The 19,725-nt window shown below is 48.5% G+C and carries 15 protein-coding genes and 1 pseudogene; 2 read left to right on the forward strand and 14 right to left on the reverse strand.

The window, feature by feature from the left end; all coding sequences use genetic code 11:
- Positions 1-224: 224 nt before the first annotated feature.
- From RCO25_RS10590 to RCO25_RS10600, 3 genes and pseudogenes are all read right to left on the reverse strand, one after another.
- A pseudogene (locus RCO25_RS10590) lies at positions 225-861 on the reverse strand (transcriptional regulator).
- Between the two features lie 191 nt (positions 862-1,052).
- Positions 1,053-3,233: an asparaginase domain-containing protein gene (locus RCO25_RS10595; protein WP_308996119.1), complete on the reverse strand. Its 2,181-nt coding sequence runs from the start codon at positions 3,231-3,233 to the stop codon at positions 1,053-1,055.
- Between the two features lie 20 nt (positions 3,234-3,253).
- A complete protein-coding gene (locus RCO25_RS10600; RefSeq protein ID WP_308996120.1) occupies positions 3,254-4,633 on the reverse strand; it encodes an asparaginase in 1,380 nt (459 codons plus the stop codon).
- Between the two features lie 352 nt (positions 4,634-4,985).
- On the opposite strand from RCO25_RS10600, the gene RCO25_RS10605 reads away from it, so the two are divergent.
- Entirely contained in the window at positions 4,986-5,180 is a 195-nt protein-coding gene (locus tag RCO25_RS10605) for a sporulation protein Cse60 (RefSeq protein WP_308996121.1), read from the forward strand.
- Positions 5,181-5,600: 420 nt separating this feature from the next.
- Here the strand turns inward: RCO25_RS10605 and RCO25_RS10610 are convergent, their stop codons facing one another.
- Positions 5,601-6,422: a class I SAM-dependent methyltransferase gene (locus RCO25_RS10610; RefSeq protein WP_308996122.1), complete on the reverse strand. Its 822-nt coding sequence runs from the start codon at positions 6,420-6,422 to the stop codon at positions 5,601-5,603.
- A 210-nt stretch (positions 6,423-6,632) separates the two neighbouring features.
- Here RCO25_RS10610 and RCO25_RS10615 point away from each other — a divergent pair, with 210 nt between their 5' ends.
- On the forward strand, positions 6,633-7,058 hold the full coding sequence (locus RCO25_RS10615) for a DUF4395 domain-containing protein (protein WP_308996123.1): 426 nt from the start codon (positions 6,633-6,635) through the stop codon (positions 7,056-7,058).
- 29 nt (positions 7,059-7,087) lie between these two features.
- Here RCO25_RS10615 and RCO25_RS10620 read toward each other — a convergent pair whose 3' ends face one another.
- From RCO25_RS10620 to RCO25_RS10665, 10 genes are all read right to left on the reverse strand, one after another.
- The gene (locus tag RCO25_RS10620) at positions 7,088-8,068 is read right to left on the reverse strand and encodes a FecCD family ABC transporter permease (protein ID WP_374992096.1); all 981 of its coding nucleotides are present in this window, start codon (positions 8,066-8,068) and stop codon (positions 7,088-7,090) included.
- Positions 8,061-9,089 (reverse strand): FecCD family ABC transporter permease, encoded by a 1,029-nt coding sequence (locus tag RCO25_RS10625; protein WP_308996125.1) that lies wholly within the window; start codon positions 9,087-9,089, stop codon positions 8,061-8,063. Before RCO25_RS10625 ends, RCO25_RS10620 begins: the two co-directional genes overlap by 8 nt.
- 4 nt (positions 9,090-9,093) lie before the next feature.
- The gene (locus tag RCO25_RS10630) at positions 9,094-10,071 is read right to left on the reverse strand and encodes an ABC transporter substrate-binding protein (RefSeq protein WP_308996126.1); all 978 of its coding nucleotides are present in this window, start codon (positions 10,069-10,071) and stop codon (positions 9,094-9,096) included.
- Positions 10,072-10,179: 108 nt separating this feature from the next.
- The gene (locus tag RCO25_RS10635) at positions 10,180-10,986 is read right to left on the reverse strand and encodes a helix-turn-helix domain-containing protein (protein WP_308996127.1); all 807 of its coding nucleotides are present in this window, start codon (positions 10,984-10,986) and stop codon (positions 10,180-10,182) included.
- Positions 10,987-11,040: 54 nt separating this feature from the next.
- A complete protein-coding gene (locus tag RCO25_RS10640) occupies positions 11,041-12,027 on the reverse strand; it encodes an oxidoreductase (protein WP_308996128.1) in 987 nt (328 codons plus the stop codon).
- Positions 12,028-12,709: 682 nt separating this feature from the next.
- Positions 12,710-14,064, reverse strand: a protein-coding gene (locus RCO25_RS10645) for an IS1182 family transposase (RefSeq protein ID WP_308996129.1) whose coding sequence is annotated in 2 segments (ribosomal slippage) — positions 12,710-13,497 and positions 13,497-14,064 — 1,356 coding nt in all. Because the reading frame shifts where the segments join, the coding sequence is not laid out codon by codon here.
- Positions 14,065-14,183: 119 nt separating this feature from the next.
- Positions 14,184-16,376, reverse strand: coding sequence for an MMPL family transporter (locus tag RCO25_RS10650; RefSeq protein WP_308996130.1), 2,193 nt, complete (start codon positions 16,374-16,376; stop codon positions 14,184-14,186).
- A 71-nt stretch (positions 16,377-16,447) separates the two neighbouring features.
- Entirely contained in the window at positions 16,448-17,824 is a 1,377-nt protein-coding gene (locus RCO25_RS10655; protein ID WP_308996131.1) for a sensor histidine kinase, read from the reverse strand.
- On the reverse strand, positions 17,821-18,501 hold the full coding sequence (locus tag RCO25_RS10660) for a response regulator transcription factor (RefSeq protein WP_308996132.1): 681 nt from the start codon (positions 18,499-18,501) through the stop codon (positions 17,821-17,823). Before RCO25_RS10660 ends, RCO25_RS10655 begins: the two co-directional genes overlap by 4 nt.
- Positions 18,502-18,527: 26 nt before the next feature.
- Complete coding sequence (locus tag RCO25_RS10665) at positions 18,528-19,724, reverse strand: copper amine oxidase N-terminal domain-containing protein (RefSeq protein WP_308996133.1); 1,197 nt, start codon at positions 19,722-19,724, stop codon at positions 18,528-18,530.
- Position 19,725: the final 1 nt, after the last annotated feature.

The raw sequence follows: 19,725 nt of genomic DNA on the forward strand, positions 1-19,725 counted from the left end.
AATAACGTATGTTTTCGCGACTTGCTATACCTGGACTAATCTGTGCTGTGCTAACGGACCGTAGTTCCGCTATTTTTGAAAATGAGGGTTACTGGGGAGCCTTATGGACATACGTTCCACTATTCGGGTTAGAGTAGCTCAAATAAGTCAAGTTCGAGCAAATAGCGGAACCTATGTCCGCCGCCTTCGGCGCATCAAGCAAACTACGGTGGTTACAACCGAAGCTAAAATGTCCGCGAGCGTAATTGGCCGCTGGCTACGTGCAGTATTTGCAGATCAACTAATTTCTTCAAAATTCGCCTAGAGTGCCGATCACTAACTCTCAAGTGGTTAGCGAGTTCCATAGGGGTAAAATGGACGCAGAATTCTGCGTGCTATCCGAACCGTTTCAGCTTTCATGCATGATAACTGGGAGTGAGCATCAGTAGCAATAAACTTTCCAATAAATGCGAGTACAAGCTGCTGACATTGTTGGGGTTCATCTGTAATGGACGGATAGGCTATGGGAAGAAGCATCCAACCATCAAGCGATAACAAGCAATGTCGTCTGCATAGATCCTTAAAGCGCCTAACATCAAGGTCTCTGGCGTGGGAAGCAAATCCTTGAATTTCTATTCCACCTTTCGCGGCCAATGGCATATACGCAAGGTCCAGGTAACGGTAACCGTTATTAAAGTCGCGTACTTCCCATTCAGGAAACAAGTGATCAAAATTGCCGACAGCGGGAAACCAGATAGACAGAAGGAATTCAATCATTCCATGACCTAACCCCATGATAAGCAATTCCTTTCTTCTGTGATTGCTCTCCATTTCGATATTTTTATGTAACCATTCCGCATATTTATGCTCAAAACGAGACATATTGATTCACACGCTCCTCTTTTTTGAAAAAAAACATTTCCCCATTTCACATCCGGCCGAAACAGCCGAGCTGATACGGCAAGCAGAGCTATCCTTTTCAATAAAATAGCTGCAGCATAGAAAAAGGCGGCTCCAACAGGTCATCATCGACCTTAAGGAACCGTCCTTTTCAAGCTTTATTTCGTTCTTATTTACTTTTTGAGCATGTTCATAATTACCGTAATGGCATCCGCTCTCGACGCCGTAGCTTTTGGCGTAAATACATTGCCTGTGCGCCCTTGAATAATACCTTTATCACTAACTGCTTTAACAGCTCCCATCGCCCATGCCGGAATATCTTCATTATCGGCAAAGCTTGTTGCTGCGTTCGGATCCAAGGTTAACCCCGCTCCTTTTGCAATCATTGACACCATTTCCATCCTCAAGATATTAGCGCCGGGACGGAAGGTTCCGTCTGGATATCCGCTAATAATTTCCGCTTTGACCGCATGCGCGACGGCTTCCTTCGCCCAAGCAGCAATTTTAGCTTGATCGGTAAAGGTAAGCGCCGCACCCTCGCCCTCTGCTTTTAATGCACCCATCAGCATTACGGAAAATTCCGCACGCGTAACGGTGTTGTTTGGCTTAAAGGTTCCGTCCGTGTAGCCTTTTACAATTCCGGAAGCAATTGCCTCTTTAATAGCAGCCTCCGCCCAGTGACCGGAAATATCCGTAAAGGCTGTACCCGCTTTATCCACTGCAAACACTGCAAACTTTGTAAAATGATCTGTTTTCACAGCAATGGTGCTGCCGCTCACAGTTCCGCCCATTTCGATCCACTGTTTCTTCGCATCATCATAATAGAATATAGAGGCCACTTTGCCTTCCTTAATGAGTGCCGGATCAAATTTAAAGGTTAGCGTGACAGGAACCAAGAAGTTTGACGATATCGTTTTGATTATTTCAAAAATCGGCGATACCAGCTGGCTTGTTGACTCTACAATACCGCCTGTACCTGTCAGCTTCGTAATGGACAGCTGCATTTGTTCTTTTGTCGCTCCTGCCGGAACAGATACCGTGACGATGTCATCCAAGCCCAAGGTGCCCGCACTGCCGGCTCCAATAGTAACATGGCCCGAATTCGTACCCGTATCGCCAGATCCGCCATCGTCTCCAGGAACGGTAGGGGTTTCAGCCACATCTAACGTAATATCCTGCGTGCCCACTGTCTCAAACCAGTTCTTTACCGTATTGAAATCATTTGAGAATGCGAGCGACAGCATCAGCATAATTCTGGCATGCTGCGGGTTCAGGTTGTCCCCGGCAATAATGCCGCTGCCGCCGCCGGTAATGGTACCGGAGCCCGTTCTTGTCGTCGATACGAATGTAACGCCATGATCTTTAATGGCTGCGGAGCGTGCTGCACTCATTTTGGAAGAAATCCCAGCCGCCCCCGTACCCGCTGTCACGATTCCTTTTGCTCCGTCCTCAACCGATGCCCGAATTGCGCCGCCGCCAGCCTCTTGATAGCTGTACACAATCTCAACCTTCGGCAGGCTTTCCTTCGAAATCGTCCTTAAGTTAAACGGCGTAGCCCAGTCGGCATCCCCCGCCTTTAACGCACGGGCATTCAAACGATAAATGCGTACCGCCGGATCATCGACGTAGCCCAAAGCGCCAAACATAGGCGTCTCAAACGTATCCATGCGATGCGAATTACTTTTTGTTACCTCGCGAGCCGCATGAATGACGTCATTTAGCATAACGACCGTACCATACCATTTCGTTTTGCCGCTCCCAGCTACCTTAATAGCCTGATAAAGGTTAGCCGGACCATCTGTACCGATTGCATCCCAAGGTCTCATTGCACCCGTGACGACGACAGGCTTCTCGCTTTGAACCGTCAAATCGAGGAAGTACGCAATCTCCTCCATCGTGTCGGTACCCGTCGTCACAACTGCGCTGTCATAAATTTCAAGAGCTGCGTCTACGGCAAGCGATAAATCATAAAGCTCTTTCATGCTGTAGCCGCCTGATCCCTTGTTCCCGAATTGAAAGGTGGAGACATCGGCTATTTTATCTTTTTTCGGAAGCTGGGCAACCATATCCGCTATCTTATAAGTGCCCGCTGCATAGCTTTGAAAGTTGGTAGGATCATTATTTCTCACTTGCCCGGCTAATGTACCGCCCGTTGCTACTACAATAACATTGGGCAGTGCCGATGCTTTATGCTCCTGAGACAATGCCGGAATGTCAAAGGTCGGCAGCACCGGCGCCGCTGCCTCTGCACGAACCGATCGGGTATATCCGACCAGAAGCGTACTGAGGAGCGCCGTAATGAGGAGAGGAACGAAAATCTTCTTCGATAATTTCGATTGGCTTATCATGGTCATTACCGTACTCCTCCCCAAAATTATGGCGTCACCGGTGCTGTTTCAGGCGTAGGCTCTATAGTAATAGGCTCTGTAGTCGAAGTAGGCTCGGTAACCACAGGCTCTGTACTCGGAGCAGGCTCGGTAACTACAGGCTCCGTTACAACAGGCTCAACAATCGGCTCTTCAACAGAAGTGCTCAGCACGGTATTCTCATCCACTGATATTTCAACATCCTGTGTACCGAAGGTTGTAAACCAGCTTCTAATTTGGCTCACATCATTTGTAAATGCCAGGGATAGCAGCAGCATCATACGGGCATGTGCCGCATTGAGGTTATCGCCTCCAATGACACTGCCGCTTCCGCTGTCATAGATAGAGCCAGAACCGGTTCTCGTCGTTGATACAAAAACTACGCCTTTATCCCTAATTGCTGCTGTACGGGCTGCACCCAGCTGCGAAGAAATACCGCCCGCCCCTGTGCCTGCCGTTACTATTCCTTTTGCGCCATCCTCTACCAAGCCGCGAATAGAACCGCCGCCAGCCTCTTGGTAGCTATAAACGATCTCAACGATGGGAAGACTATCCTTAGAGATGGTTTTCAGATCGAACGGTGACGACCAAGCTGGCGTACCTGCTTTAGCCGCTCTGGCGGGAGCGCGATAAATGCGTACAGCCGGATCATCCACATAACCTAGCGCGCCGAACATAGGAGCGTCAAACGTATCATTGCGGTGTGCATTTGTTTTCGTTACCTCACGAGCCGCATAAATGACATCATTCAGCATAACCACAGTACCGAACCATTTTGTCTTGCTGCTGCCGGCAACCTTAATGGCTTGATAAAGGTTGGCAGGACCATCCGTACCAATAACATCCCATGGTCTCATTGCACCCGTTACAACAACTGGTTTCTCGCTTCGTACCGTGAGATCGAGGAAGTAAGCAATTTCCTCCATGGTATCGGTACCCGTTGTTACAACCGCGCTGTCATAGATTTCGAGCGCAGCATCAACAGCTAACGATAAATCATAAAGCTCTTTAATGGTATAACCGCCTGAGCCCTTATTCCCGAATTGAAAGGTAGAGACATCTGCTATTTTATCTTTTTTAGGAAGCTGAGCAACCAAATCCGACATCAGATATGTACCCGCTGCATAGTTCTGAAAATTGGTAGGATCATCATTTCTCGCTTTTCCCGCAAGCGTGCCTCCGGTTGCTACAACAATAACATTAGGCAGGCTGGATGCCTGATGCTCAGATGAGAGAGCCGGGATATTAAAGGTTGGCAGCTGAGGCGCTTCCTCAGCCCGAACAAAGCTATTACTCGCCAATACGCCAACCATTGCCGCTAGCAGTGAAATCACTAGCAACGGAACAAGTACCTTTTTAGCTAACTCTCTCTTTACAATCTGTGTCATGTTTTTTCTCCTCCTATGTTATATATTTCTCTCTAACCACTTCAACAGTCTATTACATGTTATATATTCTAACAAACGAAAAAACTGCCATAAAAGCGCATTCAACTTATGTTTACTCAATTTTACTTAGATTTTTACTTAGTTTCTTACTATATTAAAGTTTCTATATGTTAGTTTTAATTACATAAGTTATGGAATTTCGGCTTAATGATACCCACTGCTCAGGCAAATGAGATGTTCATTTATTCAAGTTGACACTCCTAGCCCCCAATGCTATGGTGGACGTGAGCAGGCATTCCGCTACTACGGCGGGATGCCTATCTGTTTATTTTTAAAGGGAGGTGACCTCATTATGATTCAGGTGAAAGAATTTATCGATACGGATACGGTTTTTGCTGAGAAGAGAGCAAACGAGTTTTTGGCGGAGCTAAACGACGACCAAGTCATTAACATTTGTTACGGCTCCATGATCAAAACAGCTACATCCGGCAACGCTTATCAACGAAGCACCATCTTAGTCGTCTATAAACAAAATGAACAAAAGTAATAAAGAAAGAGGTGATCCATCATTAAGCCCCGTCAGGATCATTTTGAAACACAAGAGAGCCAGGGGAACAAGGAACAGGACATTCGAGGCATAAAAAGAGATAAGTGGGAAATTTTTTTCCGCATTCTGTCTTGCACGGCAGCTGTCGGTCTAATCGCCACAGCCATCGGTTATACCGTCTGCCTATTCATTAAGCAATAGGAGCAGCTGCCTTAAAACCGATATCACTGATTAAGCACGGAGGTTGGCCATGAAATATTTTACGTATAATCGATTGTTTATGTTGAAGAGCGGAATATTCACTAAGCCATAGTCCCCCCTATCCCCTACGGAGTAAAAAAATAAGCAAGCTGTCATTGCCTTAAAGGCGTTAACAGCTTGCTTATTTGGTTTATAACCGAATTTTCATTTGGAAAGAGTCTATTTTACGCCGATTCTCATGCGATAGCTAAACCTAACATCTAAGATTCTGCCTGCAAAATAATTTTCTACACTGCTCCGGAATTGCCGCAGCTGTTCCTCAAGCCCCGTTGAACCAAGCTTAAACACCGTTTGAACGCCGCCTTGACTGAGCGCAAGGCCAATATAGCGCTGTGCGTCGCAGGACTCTAAATTATGAAATACGATTTCCTTCGAGAAGCGGAACAATCCGCTGCCCGCGATATGGTTTAAATGCTGCTCTTTGTCACGTTTGCTTGCCCGGTCCTTCTCCGCAATATACTTTCCGATAATTTCCTCGGAACGGTCGATGAGCCGTTTGTATTCCGCTTCAACAGACCAATGCAGCGTCGGAGGCCAATCGCAATCGTAGGCTGCAAATATACCTTCGGGCTTTAGAACACGCGCGAATTCGCGAAGCGTGCTAACTGGCTCCATCCAATGAAAGGATTGCGAGCAGGTAACCACATCGACGCTCTCCGGGTCTAAGGCAAGCTTATCCGAATAGCCCTTGACGAAAGAAATAGGCTCCGCATCGGTCAACTCCGATAAATGGGAAATCGCCTTGCTCCTCATATCGTCGTTAGGCTCAAAACCTATTATTTGCCCTGCATGTCCAAGCCACACAAAGGAGGACAAGCCTGTGCCGCAGCCGACATCGGCCACAACATCGGGTTTTCGGCCGAGGTAACTTGTTAAAATATCGATAACTGCTTTCGGTGCCTTAGGACGATGCTGATCATAATCATTTTCAAATCCGGAGAAACGATCTACATTGTTTTGCGAATGGCTTCCTGTAGTCATTGCACAGCCCCCCGTTTCAACTAAAAGGAGTTAGGCTTATTATCGCCCACTGCTCATAATGATAGCATTAAATTCAGTATCTTGCGCAAGGTAAAATGAAGCCGCGTCAGCCGATTTTTTTTCGGGCAGAATGATTTCAATATTGCTAATTGCGCGGTAATTCACTACTATTAAATTGAGTAAATCCAATAAGGAAAGTAGGTTTTTAATATGAAGGAAATTCCGATTCCTTACGTTCGCAGCAATCAGACGGGTATCGTTATCGTTCTCCTCCTTGCATTAAGCCTGCAGCTGCCCTGGCTCATCGCGGCGTTGTTCATTATTCAGATCGTCGGATTGGCATTGGGTCCAAAGGCAAATCTATTCATTCTCGCTGCCCGTCCTTTTCTAACGCGCTGGCTTCCTTCCGCGCAAACGGAAGCAGCCGAGCTGCAGCGCTTTAACAACGCCCTCGGCGTAGGCTTTCTCACCTTGTCGTTGCTAAGCTTTGCACTCGGCTGGGCTACAGCGGGCTATATATTCGCAGGCATGATGGGCGCTGCTGCTCTTGCTGCCATCCTCGGCTTTTGCATTGGCTGCACCATCTATTTTCAATTCAATCAATTTCGCGCTCGCCGCCGCTCAAAAAAAGGCTGACGCCTTCGTCCGCCGCTCCGTTAACCCGTTTATTCGCTGCGCACCCTTGCACGGCGAAGCAGATATACAAAGTAGGGTGCGCCAATAATCGCGGTCATAATACCGACCGATACCTCTCGCGGAATAATTAGCACGCGGCCTAAACAATCCCCAAGGAGCATCATATCCGCACCAAGGAGCGCCGCAAGCGGAATCAGCCATTGATGTCTCCCTCCAACCAACAGCCTTGCGGTATGCGGAGCAATCAAGCCGATAAAGCCGATTGCTCCGACTGCCGCTACCGAAATGGCCGTAAGCGCAACGGCAAGCAGCAGCAGCCAGAGCCGTTCCCGCACAAGATTGAGCCCCAGCGCCACACTCCATTCATCCCCGAGCTGAAATACATTTAACTTAGCAAAATTCCACCACGCGACTGGAAGCAGGACAATGATCCACGGCAGCAGCATAAATGCCTCATCCCAGCTTCTTCCCCACAGGCTGCCCGACATCCATAAAAGCGCCATATTAATGTCCGATGGATTTTTAACGAGTAAATACTGAATCCCCGCTTGAAATACCGCGCCGATTGCAATGCCGACCAAAGCAAAGGAAGCCGGCGTCAATGTCATTCTTCTGCTTAATAACAGCAGCAGGAGAAACGCGAACAACGCTCCGGCAAATGCGGCTATCGGAAGCGCATAGCTGGGAGCTCCGGGAAAAACAAAGATGACCAGTGTTGCGGCGAAGCCTGCCCCTTTGGTAATGCCAATGACATCGGGACTGGCCAGCGGGTTGCGTATGATACTTTGCAGGATTACCCCTGCCACCGCCAGTCCGAAGCCGGCCAAGATGCCTACAACAATTCTGGGCATTCGATATTCGCGCACAATGAACGAGAATGAACCGTCCTTCGTCACCAGACTCTCCCACAGCTCTTGAAAAGGAACCGAAACAGCGCCGACCCGTACGGACAGCACGGCAAGCACAATAAGCAGAGCAAAGGCGATGAAGAGCGGCATACTTTTACGCAGCATGTTCTGCACCTCTTTTTCTGCGGGCTAAATAAATAAAAAACGGACCGCCGATCGCAGCCGTTACGATGCCTACCGGCGACTCGTAGGGAAATGCAATAAATCGGCTGATGAAATCTGCATATAGCAGCAGGCTGCCGCCAAGCAGCGCCGTTAGGGGAATGAGCAGCACAAGCTTCCCGCCCACCAATGCGCGCGCAATATGCGGAATGATCAACCCGACAAAGCCGATGGGTCCGCAAATCGCAACAGCCGAGCCGGCCAGTACTATAACTAGCAGCATACAGACCGCTTTAATCACGGCAACGCGCCCCCCAAGGCCGATGGCGACAGCATCATCCATGGCCAGCAGCTTAATGGATGGAATTATGAGCATAAATACGGCAAAGCCAGCCAAGGAGAAGGGCATAATCATCCGCACCTCTGCCCAGGAGGCATGGTCGACGGAGCCAACGAGCCAGAACAGCATACTGTCTGTGGAATGCTGGTTCAAAATCGTGAGTCCCTCCGTTAAGGAGGAGAGCAGAACCGATACTGCAATGCCTGCGAGGGTGAGCTGAACATGCTGCTTCTGCTGCGTCCCTGCTAGCAGCCACACTAGAAACGTTCCGCATGCAGCGCCGATAAAACCAAATAAGACCGAATGGGCCAATGAAAAGCTGGAAAATGTAATCAACGCAATAACCACAGCCAACGAAGCACCCGCATGAATCCCTAATAAATGCGGCGATGCCAGCGGATTTCTAGTAATTAACTGGGTCAGCAAGCCCGCTAACGCCAATTGCACGCCAATAAAAAGAGCGGTTAGCGTTCGCGGCAAGCGCAGCGTTTGAATATATAGATGTGTTTTGTCGTTTCCTTGCCAGGTTAGCGCTTCCCATAGCACCTTCCATGAAGTATGGGCTTGCCCCCATTTTAAGCTGCTAAAAAAACCAATGGCTAAAATAATAAACGACAAACAAAAAAGGAAGAGCAGAACCGGCTTGCGGTTCTGCTGTTTGAGGCTGGGTCGCTTGTTCATGTCCTTACTCCCCTAAATATTGAACGATATCCTCGGCCATTTTCTCCGATCCGATCAGGCCGCGTGACAAAGCCCAATTACGTCTTTCCACAGTAAAGACATGTTCGTTCTTCACAGCGTCAAGTTCTTTCCAGAGCGGATTTACTTCCCACTGGCTGATAATCGTCTCTTCCGTTGCCGGCAGCAGGAAAATCGCTTGCGGGTTGGTCTCAACAAGCTGCTCCAGGCTCAGCTGCGGATAAGAATCCTCGCTTTTTACCGGATCGGTAAAGCCAAGGCTTGCCAAAAATGAACCCGTATACGAGTGGTCAGAATGGGCATAGAATCCTTTAGGATTCACGACTGCAGGAAGGACGGTCAGGCTTAAATCTTTGATTTTCGCTTTGGCTTCGGCCATTTTCGCCGTATGCTCCTCCAAGCGCTTCTCGCCTTCCGCTTCCTTGCCAAGCACCTTCGCAATGGTCTTATAGTTCTCCAGCATTTGATTGTAATCCGCCTGATGGTCATCCAGCACAAGCGTTGGCGCTATGGCATTCAACTGATCATACACCGTTTTGTGATGATTTAAATCCGCAATAATCAAGTCAGGCTTCAGCGAGCTGATCAACTCGATATTGGGCTCATAACGGGAACCGATTGAAGTGTAATCCTTCAATTGCTCCTTTACGGCATCCATAAACAAAGAGCTGTCGTCATCATCAGCAACACCGACCGGCTGTACGCCCAGCGTCATTAGCGCATCTGTATAGCTAAACTCCAGTACGATAACCCGCTCAGGTGTTTTGTCCAGTTCAATTTTGCCAAGCGCATGCTCGAATACCGTCTTGGATGCCGCTGGCGCATTCGCCGGCGTATTCGAAGCCTGCTCTGCTTCCGCCGCTGATTGTGAATCATTGTTAGCCGCGTTGCCGCAAGCGATCAGGCTTAATAGGACGATGCTTAAAACCGTAAATCCAAGTACCCGCTTAAAACCTTGAAACATAATGATTGTGCCCCCTATAGATGAATATGATTATTATTCTCATTTACATTCTAAAGGTAACCCTCCCATTCGAACATATCTTATTTTAAGATTGGGCATGTCTTATTTTTAGATTTCTGCTAGACCTTTTTTGAAGGCCATAGGGGAGCAGCCTACTTCCTTCTTGAACATCCGGCTAAAGTAAAAGTAATCCGTAAAGCCTGATTTTTGGGCAATCTCTTTGGCCGTTAAGTCCGTTTGCTGAAAAAGCTGCTTAGCCTTCTCGATGCGAAGACGGCGCATGTAAACGGTCATCGTCTCCCCCGTATATTTTTTGAACAAGACAGTAAAATGGCCTTCGCTTATGCCCGCGCGCTTTGCGAGCATCGGCAGGGTCAGCATCAGCATATAGTGCTCGTTCATATAAGAGATCGTATCCTCCAGCGCCTGCTCCGCTGATTTATCTTCCTTCTTCATTCCCGATTCGTACAAATAGATGTACAAAATCCGCTCCAGCATAAGACGCAGCCGAAACCGCAAAGTGACATCCGGCTCCTCCTCGGCAGCAGGCAAATCCGGTACGGTTATGCGCAGCATTTCATCCAGCATATAATGAATTTTCACCTCGCTGAACGTACTGAGCGGACCCGCGAGCGTCCACTCCTTATCCTCGGGAATCATGCGGTAAACAATGATGCCGTACTCCGCTTCCCTTGTCTTTGGCACTTCAATGCTATAGCTGCTCTGTTGAGGATGGCATGCATAGCCTTGCGAGCAGATGACAGCATCCGCCCCGTCCGTTTTCACCGTAACATGCCCCTTCCGAACGATAACCAGTGCATACTGGCCGGCTTGAAGCTTCAATTGCTGCGATGTCTGATAGAGCTGTACTTGCTCCATGCTGGGAATAAGCATAATGAGTTGCTGAAAATCCAATTTTCTCTAATCCTTTCTTCTACAGCGTCTTCTATACCTTCTTCTACAACTCCCCTAAAGCTTCACGACCGTCCTGCCCTTGGACTGTCCCTTCAAAAGCAGCGCCGTCTGCTCCATCACCTGCTCCAGCCCAATTTCGTTGCATAATTCATTTAGGATTTGCGGCTTATAAGAACCTGCTAACAGCTCCCAAACCTTGCTCCGCTTCTCCATGCCAACCATAACCGAATCAATGCCGATGAGCCGGACCCCTCTGATAATAAACGGAAATACCGTAAGCGAAAGCTCAGAGCCGCCCGTTAAACCGCATGCCGCGACCACGCCGCCGTATTGCATTTGCGGAAGCAGCGCTGCCAGCGTCTCACCGCCGACACAATCGATAGCCCCTGCCCAAAGCTGCTTGTCCAGCGCCCGCTTCGTGCCTGCCGCAAGCTCCTCTCTGGAGAGGATCCGCTTCACGCCAAGCTCGCGTAAATACGCATGCTTGTCCGGCTTTCCGGTGCTTGCCGCCACCTCATAGCCAAGCTTCGCGGCAATAGCGGCAGCCACGCTGCCTACGCCGCCCGTCGCCCCGGTAACCAGAACAGGGCCATCCTCCGGACGCACGCCATTTTGCTGCAGCTCATAAATGGATAAAGCAGCCGTAAAGCCCGCTGTTCCAAGAATCATTGCCTCTTTCATCGATAACCCCGGAGGCAGCTTAAGCGCCCACTCCGCGGGTACTCTTGCATACTCGCTGTAGCCGCCGAAATGGCTGACTCCCAATCTATAGCCGGTCACCACTACTTGATCTCCCGGCCGAAACCGCTCATTTTCACTGGAAACGATGGTACCTGCCAAATCAATGCCTGGAATAAACGGATAGCTTTTTACGATTCCGCCGTTTGCCAAGCAAGCTAACGCATCCTTGTAGTTTACGCTGGAATACGACACCTGAATGAGCAGCTCGCCCTCCGGCAGACCAGCTGCCTCCATCCGCTTCGTTTCACCAAGGATTTGGCCATCTATTTTATTGATCATAAACGCTTTAAAGGATGACATGCACATTCCTCCATTCATTCCCCCATTATTAGGTCTTGGAATACAACGGTTTACTTCACTTTCTGAAGTAATTAGCTTATCTCTCAGTACCAATTAGCGCCCATGAAGGCAGAGTATTGCTGCGTCCTAAATGAAAGGGTTCATCTTCTACAGTAGCAGTTTTTCCTTCGAATTGCGATATGGACTCCTAAACGTAAAAAGGATGCCCGCAGCTCTTATGCCGCGAGACATCCTCAATTTACGATACACTCCAAACATCTGCTAAGCAGCTCCTCTCTTTTGTTCATTCTAAATAACTGGAAATTCTCCCGTTAATTTGGTGCAAATGGCATCACGGTTATATTTAACAGGAAATTCTCCCTTTAATTTCGGGCAAACCACCGTCTCAACGGGAAACGGGCTGAATTAACGGTAACGAATCCTGTTAATTCAAGCCCGAACGTCAAATCGGTTATTTTATCGGTAGAAAATCCCGTTAAACGAAGCCGTATTAACAAACGGTCCGTCTAGCAGTACGTTTTCCGTTGATTTTTGCGCGTCCTAATGAAATCCAGAGCCTATAAACAAAAAAGAGCATCCGCTAGGATGCTCAGAATGTCGAGAAACCCACGCTTTTTCCGAAGCGATGGGTTTCTCTTTTTGTTCTGAGACACGGTTTGAAGAGGGCTAGAAAGGGTTTCTTCTAGATTGTCCTCCTTTCTAGGAGAAGGGCAATCTTTTTCATGTTCTGAACGTCTGCGGTCATGAGCGCTTGCTCAGTCGCATTCCGTAACCCCCGCAAACGGCAATAGCGAAACCCGTGGAGCTGTTTGGCATCCGCGAAGCTTCGCTCAATTGTTTCTTTTCTTTTTTTGTACAGTCGTTTACCGGATTTACTCAATCGGTTCAACCGCACTTGCTCCTTGCTCTCTTCCCAAATATGTCGTGTTACCACTTTTCGGTGGTTCTGTGAACGCGTGCACTTTGCCAACATCGGGCAACTCGCACACTGCCCAGGATCCGAGGCATAGTGCCGGTAGCCTTTCCGGTCCGTAGTTCGGTAGTGAAGCTCTTGTTTTTGTGGACAGACATACAAATCTCGTTCTTTATCGTATGTAAATTGCCACTTGTGGTACAAACCTTGTGTGGAATGGAAACGACGATGTGCAATAACCCCAAAGATTTTACGCGTTTCAAGACCTTTACAGATAGGTGCTGTCAAATAACCTGAATCTAAAGCAACCGCTTCTACATGAAAACCAAATCGTTCACTTTGTCGATCTAAGCGAGAGAGGTATGGCACAGAATCATGTACATTTCCTGCTGTGACGAAAACATCGGTTATGAGATTGTACTTCACATCGACGGTACGGTGATCCAGATAAAAAAAGCCCTCCGGTTTCCCATCTCGCATCATATAGCCGCTGTCTTGGTCCGTCGTACTTACCTTCACTTCTTTTTCTTCGTTCACCTCCTCTCGTGGTTTTAAAGCTTTTTTCCATGTGCTTTCCGGTCAGCTTCGATGGTAGCATTCAGCTCATCCAAATAGCCTCGGGTGTTCTGTTGTACCTGTTCTTTCGTGTACTTCTTTTTATTAGCATTCGCTTTTACGTGTGTAGAATCGGAAACCAGCACACGACCGCCTACCATGCGATGAGAGATCGCTTGCATCACAATTTCATCAAAGATGTCTTGAAAGACAGACGTATCCTTGAAGCGAGTCCGGCGGTTCCAGCTAATGGTCGTGTGGTCCGGCACACGATCCGTTAATCCCAATCCCAAAAACCAGCGATAAGCCAGGTTGGTTTGAACCTCGCGTTCCAGTTGGCGCTCCGAACGAATGCCGTAAAAATAGCCTAAAAAGATCATTTTAAAGAGTACAAGTGGATCAATGGCAGGACGTCCATTATCCTGGGAGTAAAGATGACGAACCTTTTCATCAATAAAGGAGAAGTCGATGTACTTATCGATCTTGCGAAGCATATGATCGGCAGGCACTAAATCCTCAATAGAAACCAATTCAAAATGTTGTTGTTTATCGCGATTAGAACGCAGCATATCTAACACCTTCCGATCGAATGGGTTAATATAATTATACTATATTAACGCGGTGTCGTATTAAATTAATTGAATATAAACAAGGCTGTCGAGACTTTCTCGACAGCCTGAAGCATCCGCTAGGATGCTTCATTCTTGTTTTTATGGATAAGTAAGCTCATTAATGCTGGCAGCAGCATCCCTCTAACGAGGAATGTATCCAGCAAAATGCCTGCCGCCATCATAAAGCCGAAGAGAAACAGCTCCTGCAGCGGCTGCGTCATCAGCACGGCAAAAGTCGCCGCAAGAATAATTCCTGCTGATGAGATGACGCCGCCCGTCGATGCCACCGCAAGCTGAATCGCCTTTCGCCACGGATGGCGAGTCGCTTCCTCCTGCACGCGCGAGACGAGCATAATATTATAATCGACGCCCAAGGCAACCATAAAGACAAAGCTGTACATCGGCAGCCGATAGCTGATTGATTCATAGCCAAGCAGACTGTGGAACACGCCCCAGCTCATTCCCAGCGTCGCCACGTAAGATAACAAAATCGTAATCATCATATAGAAGGCCAGCTTAACAGAGCCCGTTTGCCAAGCGAGCATTATGGTGATGAAGAGAATAATAAGCGTGAACACAACCGCCGTATCCTGCTTGTTCATTGCCCGCACATCAACCTGTGCCGCTGTTTGACCGGCGAACTGCAGCGATTGGAGCGACGGGTCAAAACCGCTCTCGCGGAGTAATGAGCTGCTGTCCTTTTTCCACTGCTCTACCGTATCCAGCGCCTTATTCTCATAGGGATTCGTTCGCAATACCAGCTGAAGCCGCGCCGTGCGCTTATCCTTTGATATGGCCTCTGCAGGCAATGGCTCTCCAAGAAGCACATCCGGATTTACGGAAGCTATGCTCCCTTGTCCTTTCATTTTTTCCATCAAGGCATGCAGCTTATTCGCGAAGGAGCCATCCGCTTCAATATCAGCTCCATTGTTTACGAGCAGTGTGACGGGGGCCAGCTCCCCCGGCGGATAATGCTGCTCCAACAGCTCAAATCCTTGGCGTGAGGCCAGCTTCTCAGGGAAGGATTCCATGAGATTAAAAGAAAAGCTGACCCCAATGCTGTTACATGCCGCTAACAGCAGCAGCACGAGCAGAATTCCCGCAACCTGCTTCGGCTTACTCGTAACAAAGCTTCCCACGCGGGTCCATAAGCGAGTGCGAGTCCTCGTTCCCAAAGGCTGTGTCTGCGCTTTCGGCACGAAGGGCCAGAAGGCTTTGCGGCCAAGCAGGGCAAATACAGCGGGTACAAGCGTAAGGCCAGCCAGCAAAATAACGGCCACCGCAGCCGAGAATACCGGTGCAAAGCCCCTATAAGGCTGAAAGGTTGCAGCAAACAAAGCCAGCATCGCCAGCAGAACGGTCCCCCCGCTGAATAAAATAGGCTCCGCAACATGCTTCATGGCCACTCCCATCGCCTGGTGCTTGCTTTCTGCTTGGAGCAGCTCCTCGCGGTAGCGTGAAAATACGAATAAGCAATAATCGGTGATCACGGCGAATAACAGGATCATCATAATCGATAATGATTGCTTATCGATAACGAACAAGCCCGCTTTGCCCGCGAGTCCAATCAATCGGTCCACCACCGCATAAACGAGGCCTGCAGCCGCTAGCGGTATAATCGCGAGCAGCGGCGAACGGTAGATCGCGATGAGCAAAATAAGAATAAGAACAACCGTCGAGAACATCAACACCATATCCGCATTCCGAAAGAGCGTAAGCGTATCAGCGGCTATCGCTGCCGGACCGGTTAGCTCAAGCCGCACCTCCGCAGTCCCAACATTCTCCCAATTCTCTCTTATCGCCTCCAAGGTTGTCAACACCTGATCCGATTCCGTGTGTGCCTTCAGCGAAACAGGCAGCAGCAGCGTCGTCCGATCCTCGGATAGCTGCTTGATTTGCACAGGCTCTGGCATGTCATGGAAAGGCATTGCTTTATCCACCTGTACAGGCTTCGAATCCGAGGCAAGCCACTCGCTGAGCAGCGAGATGCTCTTTCGTTGCTCGGCTGTGATTGCTTGTTCGTTATGGAACACGAGCAGCACCGGCATCCCGTCCGAGGAGGGAAATTGCTCATCCAGCAAACGCTGCGCTTGCGCAGCCGGATTGCTGCCGCCGGCATTGCCTTCTCCCGCACTTATCGCATACTCCTTCGCGCCCGGAGCTGCCAGGCTGAGCGCAATCGCAAGCAGCACCCAGCAAAGCAAACTTATTTTGGCCCCGCGCGGGCTGCACACATATTGAATTACCTTTTGCAACGGCTTTACATTCATGTTCTTGTCCTCCTGTTCTGTCCTTCTCCCGCATTATCGAACAGGAAGATGAACGAACGATGAACAGAACATTACAAACGCGGAAGCGTTACGATAACCGAGGTACCCTCTTCAGGCCGGCTGTGAACCGTGATGCTCCCTTGATGGAGAGCCACTATTTTATGCACGATCGAGAGCCCGAGTCCACTGCCTGCCGACTTGTGACTCCGAGCTTTATCCGCCTTATAAAAACGGTCAAAAATATACGGGAGATCCTCCGCTGGAATGCCGACTCCCTTATCGCTTATCTTTACTTCAATAACATCCGATTCTGCGATGGATATAGAAATGGCTTCTCCCGGCTGCGAAAACTTAATGCTATTGGCAATTAGGTTCAACCATACCTCATAAAGCAGCTGCTGATCCGCATGAACGGACGTGTCCGGCAATTCAAGCTCCAATTGGAGAGACTTTTCCGTCCATTGCCATTCCAGCGTAATTAAGATTTGGCGAATTTGTTCATCCAAACGAAAAGCCGTTTTATGCAGCGGCTTACTCTCTTTATCCAGCGCTGCCAGCATCAGCAGCTGCTTGCTTAAGCCGGATAGGCGCTTGCTTTCCATTTCGATTATGGATAGATAGCTATCCGTTTGCTCCGGCGTGGTCTCCTTATCGAGCACGGCCCGTGCCAAGCCCTGCATCGAAGTTAGCGGCGTTTGAAATTCATGCGACACGTTAGCCACAAATTCTTGGCGCATCTGGTCCAGCTGCTTGATCGCAAGCGTCATTGCAGAGAAATTGCGCGCCAACTCGCCTATTTCATCCCCTCTTGAGAGCTGAAGGCCCGCATCAAAATTACCGGCAACCATCTGCTGGGTCGCTCTCGTCAGCTCATTAACCGGTTTAACGATCAGCCGCGATAAAATAATGATTAGCACGAGACTAATCACAAAGGTCATGCCGATTAGTATGCCGGCAATAATGCGAACCTCTCCAATCTGCTGCTGCAGATCCGGCCGAATAAATAAGGCCGCTTCGCCCTCATCCGTCTGAATAGGCAAACCAACCGTATTCAGGATACTATTTTTAAAATAGGAGAACAGCTGCAGCCTGTCCTTCTGTTTCTCCATGCCGAGGAATACTTCTCCGTCTTGAACAGCCTTTATTTGCTGCTCGTTCAGCTGTCCATGCTTGAATGGCGAACCGTAATTCCGGCCCATCCCGTCCCTGTTCACATAATAAATCTGGTAACCAAGCTTAGCCGTATGCGCCAAATAAGTATCCAGATCCAATTGCGGATTCTGCTCATATTGATCGCGAATGCTTTGCGCAGTTGCGAGCATCTTTTGCTCATTGCCGGATTGCTGCTTATATTGATAATACAAGCTCGTTAACAGCAACCCCAGCAGGCCGCTGATCATCGCGACCATCACAAACGTGAAAACAATACGCACATATAACGATTTCATCCTTCACGCACCTCCAGCTTATAGCCAAGACCCCGAATCGTCGTGATGGTGAAGTCGTCCTGCCGGTCTGCAAAACGCTCGCGTAGCCTTTTGATATGAACATCGACGGTGCGGCTGTCGCCCTGAAAGTCCGCGCTCCATATCAGCTGAATCAGCTGCTCGCGCGTATAAATACGGCCCGGATGGCTGGCTAATTGGGATAACAGCTCAAATTCGCGCAGCGGCAGCGTAAGAACGGCTTCGCCTATTTTAATCTCATAGCCTCTTCGGTCGATCACAACGCTGCCCAGCTGAATTACCTCCGAGGACACAAGCCGATATCTGCGCAGCAAAGCTTTCATGCGGAAGAGCAGCTCCTTCGGCTCAAACGGCTTTACGATATAGTCATCCGTTCCGGCATCGAAGCCCTTCTCCTTATCCTCCATCTCTGCCCTCGCTGTCAGCATTATGACCGGAATATCATAATGAAGCCTAATCTCCTGGCAAAGTTCGAAACCATCTTTCCCCGGCATCATAATATCTACGACTGCCAAATGGACCTGCTCATTCTCCAGCAGCTTTGATGCAGCTTGTCCATTTTCCGCTTCAAGCACGACATACCCGTCCTTTCGCAGCACAAACCGCAGCAGCTCACGAATAGACGGATCATCATCCACGACCAATACATGCATTCTCATCGACTTTCTCCCTGCAAATGACCAAATTAATAATCACTATTAATATCAAGCTCGCTATTGTAAGTCCACCTTTTACCATCGATTAAATCCATACTGATGATGAGTTCGTATTCATAAGGCTCTTCTACTTCGTCCTCCCCGTCCAGCTGTTCACTGTAAAGAATTCGTGCATGAACAGCGGCATAGGAATCATCTATATAGAGAACTCTTGCTTCTAGCAGTTCTTCCTTAGTCGTTGTATTCTCAAACCGGTTTTTTAAAATCTTTTCAAATTTATACCATTCCTGTGCTCTGCTGTTCCAATCCACTATATACAAAGGTGATGTAAACGACATAGCCTGATCATAATTCTCTTCATTCATTGCTTTATAATAAACATGTAAATCCTGTAAAACATTCTGCACGGCTGCAGGCTTACTCTCCTCTAGCTCTTTAACCGTATTATCCACATCACCCGGCAGCTCCATTTGAAAATGCATAGGATTAACCTTGTATATTTTCCAAGCTGTACCGATTTTAATAAGAGAATATTCGGTTTCAACGGATTCATGCAGCACCTGCGTTTCTGAACGGTAGCCCGCAGTGACAACCGCTCTCGTGCTTGAAGGGTATTCGATTACCCCAACCCATGTTTCAAAGCTTTGATAAGGACCATACCCCTCGTACAGTTGTTCATCCAAGTAAATAAGCTCCTCATAACCGTCAATAAAAACATCCTGCAATGGCTGCTTCAGGCTGCGTTCCATATAACCTTCCAGAAGCCGCACGATACTCTTATCCTGTCCAAAGCCGTATTTCGTCAAAGTAACCGTTCGGTTCTTCTTCTCGAAAACCACCTCGAAGCCAAGTACCTCTGCTGCGGACCGAATCGGCAGGTATGTCCGGTTCTGAATAATTCTAACCGGGCTTGATAAATAGTAGCCTCTCTGCTTGTACTCCATTATCTTTTCCCCAGCCCATACCTTCAGCGTCTCTCCGTTCAGCTCGCCAATCAGTGCGTCTGTTTCCGGGTCACTGCCCACTTTGCCGCCAAGCCCTTCAATAAATGCGCGAAATGGCAGCAAGGTTTCACCGTTCTTTAACATCGCTTTGGCATTTGGAAGCTTCGCTCCATTGACGACAACCTGCATATTTTCATTAGAAGCCGTTTCTCCGTAAACTGGAGCTATACCGCATAAAAACACAATAATAGCCGTTAATGCAATCTTGCTAATCTTATTCATA

This window comes from Paenibacillus sp. LHD-38, from assembly GCF_031157315.1.
Classification (GTDB): domain Bacteria; phylum Bacillota; class Bacilli; order Paenibacillales; family Paenibacillaceae; genus Pristimantibacillus.

Excerpts from the sequence above, each read along its gene's own strand:
- RCO25_RS10595 (WP_308996119.1), bottom strand. The coding sequence starts at position 3,233 with ATGACCATGATAAGCCAATCGAAATTATCGAAGAAGATTTTCGTTCCT.
- RCO25_RS10600 (WP_308996120.1), bottom strand. The coding sequence starts at position 4,633 with ATGACACAGATTGTAAAGAGAGAGTTAGCTAAAAAGGTACTTGTTCCG.
- RCO25_RS10605 (WP_308996121.1), top strand. The coding sequence starts at position 4,986 with ATGATTCAGGTGAAAGAATTTATCGATACGGATACGGTTTTTGCTGAG.
- RCO25_RS10610 (WP_308996122.1), bottom strand. The coding sequence starts at position 6,422 with ATGACTACAGGAAGCCATTCGCAAAACAATGTAGATCGTTTCTCCGGA.
- RCO25_RS10615 (WP_308996123.1), top strand. The coding sequence starts at position 6,633 with ATGAAGGAAATTCCGATTCCTTACGTTCGCAGCAATCAGACGGGTATC.
- RCO25_RS10625 (WP_308996125.1), bottom strand. The coding sequence starts at position 9,089 with ATGAACAAGCGACCCAGCCTCAAACAGCAGAACCGCAAGCCGGTTCTG.
- RCO25_RS10630 (WP_308996126.1), bottom strand. The coding sequence starts at position 10,071 with ATGTTTCAAGGTTTTAAGCGGGTACTTGGATTTACGGTTTTAAGCATC.
- RCO25_RS10640 (WP_308996128.1), bottom strand. The coding sequence starts at position 12,027 with ATGTCATCCTTTAAAGCGTTTATGATCAATAAAATAGATGGCCAAATC.
- RCO25_RS10650 (WP_308996130.1), bottom strand. The coding sequence starts at position 16,376 with ATGAATGTAAAGCCGTTGCAAAAGGTAATTCAATATGTGTGCAGCCCG.
- RCO25_RS10655 (WP_308996131.1), bottom strand. The coding sequence starts at position 17,824 with ATGAAATCGTTATATGTGCGTATTGTTTTCACGTTTGTGATGGTCGCG.
- RCO25_RS10660 (WP_308996132.1), bottom strand. The coding sequence starts at position 18,501 with ATGAGAATGCATGTATTGGTCGTGGATGATGATCCGTCTATTCGTGAG.
- RCO25_RS10665 (WP_308996133.1), bottom strand. The coding sequence starts at position 19,724 with ATGAATAAGATTAGCAAGATTGCATTAACGGCTATTATTGTGTTTTTA.